The sequence below is a fragment of the Achromobacter sp. 413638 genome (assembly GCF_043119405.1).
In the GTDB taxonomy this organism is placed as follows: Bacteria; Pseudomonadota; Gammaproteobacteria; order Burkholderiales; family Burkholderiaceae_B; genus Achromobacter.
Map to the genome: position 1 here is coordinate 92,283 of NZ_JBICCO010000013.1, position 10,662 is coordinate 102,944.

The 10,662-nt window shown below is 68.1% G+C and carries 9 protein-coding genes; 5 read left to right on the forward strand and 4 right to left on the reverse strand.

Annotation, left to right across the window (positions count from 1 at the left end; genetic code table 11):
* Positions 1 to 8: 8 nt before the first annotated feature.
* The 4 genes from ACEU5R_RS08040 to ACEU5R_RS08055 all read right to left on the reverse strand — a co-directional run bounded on the left by ACEU5R_RS08040 (position 9) and on the right by ACEU5R_RS08055 (position 5,352).
* Positions 9 to 2,357, reverse strand: a complete 2,349-nt coding sequence (locus ACEU5R_RS08040) for a TonB-dependent siderophore receptor (protein WP_392409771.1) — start codon at positions 2,355 to 2,357, stop codon at positions 9 to 11.
* A gap of 347 nt (positions 2,358 to 2,704) precedes the next feature.
* Positions 2,705 to 3,697, reverse strand: a complete 993-nt coding sequence (locus ACEU5R_RS08045; protein WP_392409765.1) for a FecR family protein — start codon at positions 3,695 to 3,697, stop codon at positions 2,705 to 2,707.
* A gap of 77 nt (positions 3,698 to 3,774) precedes the next feature.
* The gene (locus tag ACEU5R_RS08050) at positions 3,775 to 4,278 is read right to left on the reverse strand and encodes an RNA polymerase sigma factor (RefSeq protein WP_392409766.1); all 504 of its coding nucleotides are present in this window, start codon (positions 4,276 to 4,278) and stop codon (positions 3,775 to 3,777) included.
* A gap of 150 nt (positions 4,279 to 4,428) precedes the next feature.
* Positions 4,429 to 5,352 carry a LysR substrate-binding domain-containing protein gene (locus ACEU5R_RS08055; RefSeq protein ID WP_392409767.1) on the reverse strand — a complete coding sequence of 308 codons (924 nt, stop codon included), beginning with the start codon at positions 5,350 to 5,352 and terminating at the stop codon, positions 4,429 to 4,431.
* Positions 5,353 to 5,573: 221 nt separating this feature from the next.
* Here ACEU5R_RS08055 and ACEU5R_RS08060 point away from each other — a divergent pair, with 221 nt between their 5' ends.
* Genes ACEU5R_RS08060 through ACEU5R_RS08080 form a run of 5 tightly spaced genes read left to right on the forward strand, consistent with a single transcriptional unit; the run spans position 5,574 to position 9,833 of the window.
* Complete coding sequence (locus ACEU5R_RS08060; RefSeq protein ID WP_369869802.1) at positions 5,574 to 6,293, forward strand: ABC transporter permease; 720 nt, start codon at positions 5,574 to 5,576, stop codon at positions 6,291 to 6,293.
* Positions 6,290 to 7,318, forward strand: coding sequence for an ABC transporter ATP-binding protein (locus ACEU5R_RS08065; protein ID WP_103275660.1), 1,029 nt, complete (start codon positions 6,290 to 6,292; stop codon positions 7,316 to 7,318). Before ACEU5R_RS08060 ends, ACEU5R_RS08065 begins: the two co-directional genes overlap by 4 nt.
* Positions 7,319 to 7,351: 33 nt before the next feature.
* On the forward strand, positions 7,352 to 8,428 hold the full coding sequence (locus ACEU5R_RS08070) for an extracellular solute-binding protein (RefSeq protein WP_392409768.1): 1,077 nt from the start codon (positions 7,352 to 7,354) through the stop codon (positions 8,426 to 8,428).
* A 7-nt stretch (positions 8,429 to 8,435) separates the two neighbouring features.
* Positions 8,436 to 9,236, forward strand: a complete 801-nt coding sequence (locus ACEU5R_RS08075; protein WP_392409769.1) for an ABC transporter permease — start codon at positions 8,436 to 8,438, stop codon at positions 9,234 to 9,236.
* A gap of 48 nt (positions 9,237 to 9,284) precedes the next feature.
* Complete coding sequence (locus ACEU5R_RS08080; RefSeq protein WP_392409770.1) at positions 9,285 to 9,833, forward strand: TIGR00725 family protein; 549 nt, start codon at positions 9,285 to 9,287, stop codon at positions 9,831 to 9,833.
* Positions 9,834 to 10,662: the final 829 nt, after the last annotated feature.

The window sequence follows — 10,662 nt, forward strand, 5'->3', positions numbered from 1 at the left end:
CCGGCGGCTTACCAGTAGTACTTGGCCGTGGCCATGACAGTGCGTCCGTTGCCGTACATGCAGACGGAATAGGACTGGCAGCCGCTCACGTACTTGCGGTCGAACAGGTTGCTGGCGTTCAGCGCGAAGCGCCAGTTCGGCATCTCGTAGTGCAGGCCGGCGTCATAGACGGTGTAGCTGGGCACCTTCAGCGAGTTGTCCGACGCGCCCGCCGCCGAGCTCTGGTAGCGCACGCCCGCGCCCAGGCCGAAGCCTTCCAGCGCGCCCGTGCGCCAGGTCCAGTCGGCCCATAGCGAGGCCATCTGGCGCGGACGCGGAATGTCCACCGGCCACTTGCCCTGGGTCTCGTCGTTGGCCTTGGTGTTCTTGACGTTCTGGAATACATAGGCGCCGACGATGGACAGCTCGGGCGTCAGCTTGCCCACGGCGCTCAGCTCGACACCCTGCGAACGCACCTCGCCGGCCTGCACCGAGGTGCTGCCGGTGGGGTCGTCCAGATTGGGCGTCAACACATTGGTCTGCTTGATCTGGTAGACCGCCGCGTTCAGCGTCAGGTTCTCGCCGTCGGGCTGCCAGCGCAGGCCGGCCTCGATCTGCTTGCCCTTGGTGGGCGCGGCCCAGTCGCCGCTGGCCAGGCGCGTGTTGCCCACCGGATTGAACGAGGCCGAGTAGCTGATGTAGGGCGACAGGCCGTAATCGCCCAGATAGGTCAGGCCGACGCGGCCGCTGAAGGCCTGGTCCAGCTGCGACGAGCGGGTATCGGCCTCGCGGTCGGTCTGCCTGGTGCGGGCCCAATCCTTGCGGCCGCCCAGCGTGAGCACCCAGCGCTCGAACTTGATCTGGTCCTGCAGGTACAGGCCGACCATGTTCATGGTGGTGTAGGTGTCGGTGCGGGGGAACGCGTTGGGACCATAGAACAGCGAATGGTCGATTCCGCTGTAGGCGGGGTTGTACAGGTTCAGAGACGGCGCCTGCGCCAGCATTTCGCTGTCGGTGGTGGACTGGCGGTTGTATTCCAGGCCGGCCAGCAGCGTATGCTGCAGCCCGCCTGTGCGGAATTTGGCCTCGGCCTGATTGTCGATGTCGAAGCGGCTGTAGTTGAACTGGAAGATGCCGGCATAGCGGCTGATCGAGGCCATGGTGGGATCGCTGGCGTCCAGCCCGCCGCCCCAGACCGAACGGTTGTTCAGCTGCGAGTGCATCAGGCGCACGTTCTGGCGCAGCGTCCAGGTCGAGTCGGGCTTGTGCTCGAAGGCATAGCCCAGCGACCACTGCTTCTTGCGGTAGTAGTTGAAGTCCGGCTCGCCGGTGTACACATCGCGCGAGATGCGGCCGTTGGGATTGTGCAGCACCATGCCCTGGGCCGGCAGGAAGTTGCTGGCGATGTCGCTGCGGTCGTCCAGGTAGGTGGCCGACAGCGTCAGCGACGTCGCCGCGCTGGGCTGCCAGCGCAGCGACGGGGCGAAGGCGATGCGGCCGTCCTTGTTGGGGCCGGTCTGTGAATTGCCGTCGCGGCCTACGCCGATCAGGCGGTAGGACAGCGTGCCGTCGCTGTTGGCGGTGTCGCCGATGTCGAACGCCAGCTGCTTGCGCGCGTAGTTGCCGACCTGGACCTCGATCTCGCGGATGCGGTCGCCGTTGGCCAGCTTGCTTTGCACGTCGACGATGGCGCCGGGATCGCCCTGGCCGTACAGCACCGAGGTCGGCCCGCGCAGCACCGTGATGCTGTCGATGGTGTAGGGCTCGACGCGCCAGCTGGCCAGGTTCAGGGTCTTGGGCACCTGCAGCCCGTCCACATAGGCCGTGGGGGTGAAACCGCGCAGCACCGAATACCAGTCCGAGCGGTTTTCCGAGCCATAGCTGGAGAAGCCCGGGATGTAGCGCAGCGCCTGGTTGATGTCGGTCGCGCCGGTCATCTCCAGCTGCTGCGCGGTGACCACGTTGATGGTCTGAGGAATCTCGTTGAGCGGCGTGTCGGTCTTGGTGCCGGTGCGGCTGCGGCGCGCGACCAGGCCCTCGACGGCTTCGCCGCGGCCGTCGCCGTACACCGGCACGGCGGACAGCGTCGCGGTTTCGGCGGGCGCGGGCGCGATGACGGCGGTGTTGCCTTCGATGCGGGCCGCCAGGCCGGAGCCGGCCAGCAGGCGGTCCAGCGCCTGCTGCGCGGTCAGCGAGCCCGAGACGGCGGGCGCCTTCAGGTCGCGCACCGCTTCGGGCAGGAAATAGACCTGCAGCCGGGTCTGCTGGCCGAATTGCAGCAGCGCCTTGTCCAGCGGCTGGGCGGCGATGCTGATCTTGACGGGCGCGGCGCTCTGCGCCAGGACGGCGTGCGGCGCGGCGGCGAATGCCAGCGCCATGGACAAGGCGAGCGCGTTGAGCGCGGCGGGAAGGGGAGCGCCACGGCGCGGGGCGCGGGCGGAAAGGCGGGCGTCGGGTCTGGTCACGATGTGTATTCGTTCTGGGGCCATGCGGGCCGGCTGGCCGTCAGGGCGGGGGCTTGCGGCGGCGACTGCCGCCGTTATTAGGTATGAGCGGGTGGACCGAAAAACCCGGAATAATTCTCATGCCAAATTAGAAACAGGATGTATCTTTGCCTGCCTGCCTGCCTGCCTGCCTGCCTGCCTGCCTGCCTGCCCGTATGGATGACAGACGCCCGTCGTTCCTCCGTCCACGATGCCGGCGCCAGGCGGCGCGGCGCGGCCGCTCAGCGCGCCAGCAGGTCGGCGCCGCCGTCGGCGCGGGGCTGGACCCTCAGCGGCACCAGGGCCGGCAGGGCCTTGAGGAAGGCGCCGGTGTCGTCCACGTCGAACACGCCGGAGATGCGCACGCGGGCCAGCGCGGGCGCGACCTGGATGGGCTGCGCGCGGTAGCGGTTGATTTCCCGGACCACCTCGGCCAGCGGCGTGTCGTTGAACACCGTCTTGCCCTGGCGCCAGGCGGTCAGCGTGGCCACATCCACCGGCTGGATGCGCACCGTCTCGCCGCCGCCGGCCATGCGCACGCCGTAGCCGGCCGGCAGCTTGACGCGCTGTCCGTTCCACCACGGGCCGGCGATGACCTCGACCGAGCCGGATTCCACCGCGACCGCCATCTGGCCGCCGTCGTGGCGGACGTTGAAACGCGTGCCCGTCACGCGCACGCGGCCGATCTCCGTGTCGACGATGAAGGGATGGGACGCGTCGGGCGATACGTCCAGCATGATCTCGCCGCCTGGGTGCAACGTGACCCGCCGTTCGGAGCGCGTGTAGCGCACCTCGGTCTGCGTGCCGGTATTCAAGGTGAGGACGGAGCCGTCCTCCAGATCGACGCGGCGCCGCTCGCCCCGCGCCGTGGCGTAGCGCTGCGCGGGCAGCGTCGACGCGGGCCACCAGCCGGGCGAGGCCAGGCCCACGGCGGCGGCCGCGCAGGCTGTCGCGCCCACGCCCCAGGCCAGCCGGCGGCGGCCCGGCGAGAAACGGCGCTCAGGCGCCGCCGGCCGCAGCAGCGGGCGCAGCTTGTGGTCGGGCACGGCCCGCGTCAGCGCCCAGGTGTCCAGCATTTCGCGGTAGGCGCGTTCATGCGCGGGATCGGCGCGGCGCCAGGCGTCGAACTCGCTCCGCTCGGCGGCCGACATCAGCCCGCCGCTGTCGCGGGCGAACCAGTAGGCCGCCGCGTCCAGCGGATCGGCCGGCGGGCGACGGGCGTCAGAGGGGTCCATGGTGCGTATCCGGGAGCATGGGCGAATTCGCGGCGGTTCCGCGCGGGCGGGACGGCGGGTCGGCTTGGTCCTTCATGTCATTGGGAGAACGGGCGCAGCCGCGCATGCAGGTGCCGCATGGTGCGCGTCAGGTATTTTTCCACACTGCTGTTCGACAGGCCGAGCTGGGCCGCGATTTCCGCGACCGTGCGGCCTTCCAGGCGGTGCCAGGCGAACACGGCCGCGCAGGGCTGCGGCAGCTCGGCCAACGCTTCCATCAGCGCGCGCGACAGCTGGGCGGTGCGCACGTTGGCCTCGGGATCCTCGTGGGCGGGATGCTCGTCCTCGGCCAGATCGTGCAGCGGCACGGCGGCTTCGCGCTGCTGCCGGTGGTGACGGTTGATCAGCCCGTGATGGACGCTGCGGTGCAGGTAGGCGCGGGGATTGCGGATGGCGGACACGTCGCCCTCCAGCATGTTGGCGATGGCGTCGTGCGCCGAGTCCTCGACATCGCCCGGGCCTTGCGCCTTGCGCCGCCATGTTCCCAGCAGCTCGCGATAGTAGGCGAGCCAACCGTGTTCGGTGGGACGGGTCCGGCGCATGGTGGGGGAGGGGCGTGAGGCCAGCGGTGGGGATGGCGAGAAGCCGACGATTATTGCAAATCATTATTATTTAAGCAAAGTGCCGGATCTGCCGGTCAATCGCCAGCCTGTTTCCCGGCAGGACCGGGACCGCTCCGCCGGGCGTGGTGATCAGGCTCGCGCCGACGATCCCGTGGCTTCCCGCGACAGCGCGCCCTGTTCCAGCAGCCATTCCCGAAAGACGCCGAACGCGGGCAGGTCCAGCCGGTCGGGCCGCACGCACAGATAGTGTCCCTGGTCCACCACTACCGGCGCGCCGCAGGGGCTGTACAGGTCACCGCCAGCCAGTTCGTCCTCCACCAGGATGCGCGGCACCAGGCCGATGCCCAGCCCGCTGCGCGCGGCCTGGATGATCGCCGAATACTGCGCGAAGCGCGGACCGGCCGCCACGCGCGCCTGCGCCACGCCATGCCGCGCGGCCCATTGCGGCCAGGCGTTGGCGGCTTCCTCGTGATGCAGCAGGGTGCGATCGGGCAGCGCCTCGGGCCGGCGCAGCCCCTTGCGGCCGCCGGCCAGACCGTCCGACGCGATGAGCACGAACTCGCGTCCCGCGATGTATTCGGTCACCACGCCTTGCCAGTTGCCCGATCCATACCGGATGGCTGCGTCCACTTGGGCGGGCATATCCTCGGCGGGGGCCAGATGACGGCTGAAGCTCAGCGTCACCTGGGGATGCCGGCGCCGGAACTCGGGCAGGCGCGGAATCAGCCAGCGAGTGAGGAAGGTGGGCACGCTGGCCAGCGTGATCATGCCGGCGTCGCCGTGGCTGGCGCGGGTTTCGTAGGTGGCCGTTTCTATGGCGCGCAGGCTGCCGGCGATCTTCTGCCAGTAGACCCGGCCTTGCGTGGTGAGTTGAATGCCGCGCCCGTCCTTGCACAGCAGGGCCACGCCGAGAAAGGACTCCAGCGCCGCGATCTGCTTGCTCACGGCGCTGACGGACAGGCACAGCACGTTGGCGGCCTGGGTCAGGCTGCCTTGCCGCGCCACCGCGTCGAAGGCCAGCAATTCCTTCAGGGAAGGGCATTGATGTTTCACGGGTATGCACTCTTGAACAGGTTGATCGAGATACTTTCCAAAAATTCAAATGTATTCATAAAAATCACATGTGAAAAGGCTATTTTTTTACCTAGAATGCACCGCGTGGCATGGCTGCATATGGTCCATATTGGAAAGTATTACGGCAGGTTTTCTTGGATGCGGAGGTCGCTGTGGTCCGTGGCGTTTCCCTGGCGTATGGCGCGTATCTGTTGCTGCCGATCGTGCTTTTGGTGATAGGCAGCTTTGGCCAGAACTGGACCAACACGCTGCTGCCGAATGGCGCGACCGGCCAGTGGTATGCCGAGCTGTGGCACGATGCCGCGTTCCGGCGCGCCTTCTCCACCAGCCTGATGGTCGCGTTGGCCGCGTGCGCGATCAATGCCGTGCTGGCCACGCCCCTGGCCTACGCATTGCATCGTGGCGAGCGCGCCGGCCGCGCGTTCGCCGGCCGCGTCGTCGCCGCCATGCCAGTGGCGGTGCCGCCGATCACGTTGGGCTTCGGCTACCTGATCGTATTCAACACCGACGCCATGCCCTGGCTGGGCAGCACGCCGCTGCTGATCGCGGCCCATGCCATCGCGACCCTGCCTTATCTCACCAACGCGCTGCTGACCGACCTGCGTCATCTGGGCCTCGATCGTCTGGAGCAGGCGGCCGCCACGCTGGGAGCCACCGAGTACCAGCGCTTCACCGGCATCGTCCTGCCGAGCCTGCGCCAAAGCCTGCTGTCCGGCCTGGTCATGGTCGCGGCCCTGTCCATCGGTGAATTCAATCTCTCCAACCTGTTGGCGGGTTTTCACAATCGCACCTATCCGGTGCTGCTGTTGCAGGCGTTCTATGGCGCCACGGGATTCGCCTGCGCCGCCACCGTGGTGCTGCTTATCCTCGCCAGCGTCGCCGCCTTGCTGTCGTCCTTTCTTTTGCGCGGATCCCAATGAGCTTGGTCTTTGACTCCGTCGATTATCTTTATCCAGGCGCCCGGCAGGGCGTGCATGGCATTTCGATGCAGGTCGACACGGGTGAGCTGCTGGCCGTGATCGGCCCCAGCGGCTCGGGCAAATCCACCCTGCTCAAGCTGGTGGCCGGCCTGGAGACCGGGCATGCGGGCAGCATCCTGCTGAATGGACAGGATCTGGCGGGCACGCCGGTGCACCGGCGCGGCATCGGCATGGTGTTCCAGAGCTATGCCTTGTTTCCGCATCTGTCGGTGGCGGACAACGTGGCCTACGGCATGGCGCTGCGCAAGGTCGATGCCGCGCAGCGCCAGCGCCGCGCCCGCGAGCTGCTGGAGCTGGTCGGCCTGGCCGAGCATGCCGCACGCGCCGTCACCCAGCTGTCCGGGGGCCAGCAGCAGCGTGTCGCGCTGGCGCGCGCGCTGGCCATCGATCCCCGCGCCTTGTTGCTGGACGAGCCGCTCTCGGCCCTGGACGCCAATGTGCGCGCCTATCTGCGCGACCAGATTCGCGCCTTGCAGCGGCGTTTCGGCGCCACCACGCTGCTGGTCACCCACGACCAGGAAGAGGCGCTGGCCATGGCCGACCGGGTGGCGGTGCTCAAGGACGGTCGTCTGCTGCAGATCGCCGCGCCGCACGTGTTGTATGAGCGGCCGGCATGCCGGGCCGTGGCCGAGTTCGTGGGGCTGTCCACGTTGCTGCCCGGCCGGGTCGCCGCGCCGGATCGCGTCGACGTGGGCTTTGCCCGACTGGCCACGGCGACGGGCGCGCGCGCGCCGGGCCGGGCGGTGCATGTGCTGGTGCGTCCCGAGCATGTCGAGGCCGATCCGCCGCCTGGCGCGCCCAATCGCCTGGAGGGCAGGGTCGGCGCCGTGCGTTATCTGGGCGCCGTCACGCGCTACGACTTCGAGGTGCCCGGGGCGTCCGCGCCCTTTCTCGCGCAAGGCAGCCTGCCGGTCGCCGGCGCCATCGCCATCGATCCCGCGCGTATTTGCCTGCTGGACGATTGATCCCATTTCACTTGCCGCTCAAGGAGCTTCACGATGCAACGCAGACAATTCATCCAGGCCGCCGGCGCCTTGCCGCTGGCGGCGCTGGCGCGGCGCGCGGCCGCCGTGGGCGGTCCCGAGCTATATGCCGGCGAGAAGGCGCTGTACGAAGCGGCGCGCAAGGAAGGGATGTGCGTCTCTTTCGATACCGGACCGGAATGGGCCAACTGGAAGGCGCTGTTCCGCGAATTCAAGCAACGCTATCCGGACATCGAGCTGACCTACAACGACCTGGGGTCCGCCGCCACGGTGGTGGCGCTTGAAAAGATGCGGCGACGCCCGCAGGCCGACACCGCCTATTACTTCGCGGCCTCGGCGGTCGACGCGGCGCGCAAGGACCTGGTGGCGCCTTTCCGCCCCGTGGGCTTCGAGCAGCTGCCCGAGGTGTTCCGCGAGGCCGAAGGCCGCTGGTTCACGGTGCACACGCTGAACATCGCTTTCCTGGTCAACCGCAAGCTCGTCGCCCGTGCTCCCGAGGGGTGGGCCGACCTGCTCAAGCCCGAATACCGGAACGCGGTGACCTATCTCGATCCGCGCAGCACCGGCGTGGGCCAGGTGCTGACTTTCGCGGCGGCCTACGGCAACGGCGGCGACGAGGACAATGTCAAGGCGGGCACCGACTATCTCGGCCGCCTGCATGCGGCGGGCAATGTGCAGCGGGTGGAGGGCACCACGCCTTACGCCAAGTTCCTGAAGGGCGAGATCCCGGTCTGGATCGGCTACGAAAACGATGGCCTGAAAGCCCGGCACGCGGACGGGATGGGAGACGCCTGCGAAATCGTGATCCCCAGGGAAGCCAGCGTGGCGGCGCCCTATGCGATCAGCCTGGTCAAGGACGGCCCCAATCCGAACGCGGGCAGGCTGTGGCTCAACTTCATCATGAGCGATGTCGGCCAGCGCCTGTTCGCGCAAGGCTTCGTGCGGCCGTCGCGGCGCGATGTCTCCCTGCCGGCCGAGGCCGCCGCGCGCATGCCCGCCGCGCCGCAGATCCGCCCCTTGGACGTGGTCAAGGCCGCGGCCCGCAAGGCCGAGTTGGACCAGTTGTGGGCCCAGGCCATCCAGGCCAGGTAGGCGCGCCATGATCGGTCGTTTCGGCGCCTGGCCCGCCTGGGCCTTCATGGGCCTGTTCTTCGCGCTGCCCTTGGCCGCGCTGGCGCTGGAGGCGTTCGCCGAAGGCGGCGGCGCCTGGGCGCGGCTGTACGCCAATCCGCTGCTGCCTGGCGCCTTGCGCAATACGCTCGCCCTGGGTCTCACCGCGGGGGGCGTGTCGGCGCTGGTGGGGACGGCGGTGGCCGTGGAACTGGCGCGCCAGCCCGAGCGCCGCAGGCGCTGGATGATCACGCTGCTGGGCATGCCGCTGGCGTTTTCGGGTCTGGTCATCGCCTACGGTTTCATTCTTGGCTATGGTCGGGCGGGCTTCGTCACGCAGTTGCTGGCCGGCGCGGGCGCCGACCCCGCCCGTGTCGGCGCCTGGATCTACAGCGCGACCGGTCTGGGATTCGGCTATGTCTATTACCTGGTGCCGCGCGTGGCCTTGTCGCTATACCCAGTCTTCGCCAACCTGGATCTGCGGCCCATGCAGGCGGCGCGTACCCTGGGCGCGACGCGCTGGCGCGCCTTCCGCGACACGGTGCTGGCGCAGGTGGCCCCGTCGGTGCTGGCCAATGCCTGCCTGGTCGCGGCGATTGCCATGGGGACCTATGGCACGGCGCTGGCCCTGGCGGGCACGCAGCTGAATATCCTGCCGTTGATGCTCTATGCCCAGATCGGCGACGGCGGGTCGGATTTCGGCGTGGCGGCGGCGTTGTCGCTGCTGCTGATGGCGCTGTGCGTCGCCGTCATGGGCGTGGGCGACGCGCTTGCCCGGCGGCGCCGTTGAAGCGCCTGTGCAATCACGGGCATACCTTACCCAGCGGGATTCGAAGACATGGAAAAGAACCGAGCGGACACGCCGTTGCGAATAGCGCCCTGGGCTTCCTCGATGGCGCAGTTGGCCGAACGTCAATGCGGCGCGCGGCGCCATCTGCGTCCCGTGGGCATCATCGGGCCCGGCGATGGCGATCCGCGCGTCTGCGAAGCCGCCTACAGGGTGGCCCGCGCGCTCGCGCAGGCCGGAATGAGCATCGTCAATGGCGGGCGTGGCGGAGTCATGGCGGCGGCTTCGCGCGGCGCGCGCGACGGCGGCGGCATTGTCATCGGCCTGTTGCCCGAGGATGACGATCGCAACGCCAACGAATGGCTCAGCGTCGCCGTCGCCACGGGCATGGGCGAAATGCGCAACGCCCTGGTGGCGCGCAGTGCCGTGTGCCTGGCTGCCATCGGCGGCAATATGGGCACTTTGTCGGAAATGGCGCTGGGCCTGAAGTGGGGGACGCCGGTGTTCGTGATGCATGGCGATGTGGCGCTGCCCGGCGCCGTGCAGGTGCGCGACGTGGACGAGATGCTGGTGCGGATCTCGGCGCATCTGCTGGCGTGATCTGGCGCGGGTGCCGTCCAGCCGTTGTCATGCCCCACGCCCCTGTCAGGGGGGCTTCGGATATTCATCCGCTGCGCGTTCGCGGCGGCTTCATCCTGTGCACGGCGGCTACCTTGACCAGCCATTGCGGGTCGCTGCAATGCGGTGATGGGGCGGCCTTCCGGAAGCAGGTCATGTTCCAGTTTGAAAAAAGGGGCCAGTAGCAGGGCCAGGCTGACCGCGCGAACCGCAGACGCTGGCGCCTCTGTTGCCGGCGCCAGCGCTTCTGTATGGAGAAATTATTTCAGTTTGAGGCGCGTCAAGTTCCCGGACCGAACGTGGTATTCGGCCTACATTCCGTCGGTCCAGGATGCAATTTGAAAGGTGTTCGCGATATCCTTTCCCGCTGTAGCAGAGCCGGCGGGGAAGGCTCGCTATAGAATAAGAATTATTACTATTCTGTGTCCGGGGAAGCGCATCCACGCCTGGGGGCCGAAGTTGCCGCGAAGCCGACGCCGTGAGGCCGTCAGGCAGGCGCGGCTTCGTCCTGCGCGGCCGGGCCTGCGAGGCCCGCAAGGAATGGCAGATGGCCTGGATTGGCCCGACGCCCATTTGGGGATCGGGAAGATGGATAGAACTTTACAAAATCACAAAGATTCCTTGTCGATTCCTGAATGAAACGTGACAGCATCCTGGCATCCGTAACCGGCCTGTTCGACAGTTCGACCTGGGCGGGCAAGCAGGGCGGCGCACCCCGGGCCAGCTTGCCGCCGGCCGATACGCCGCCGATGCCCCACGCTTGCAGCAAAACCATGTCTTTTCCCAATCCATCCCTGAACACCTTCACGGA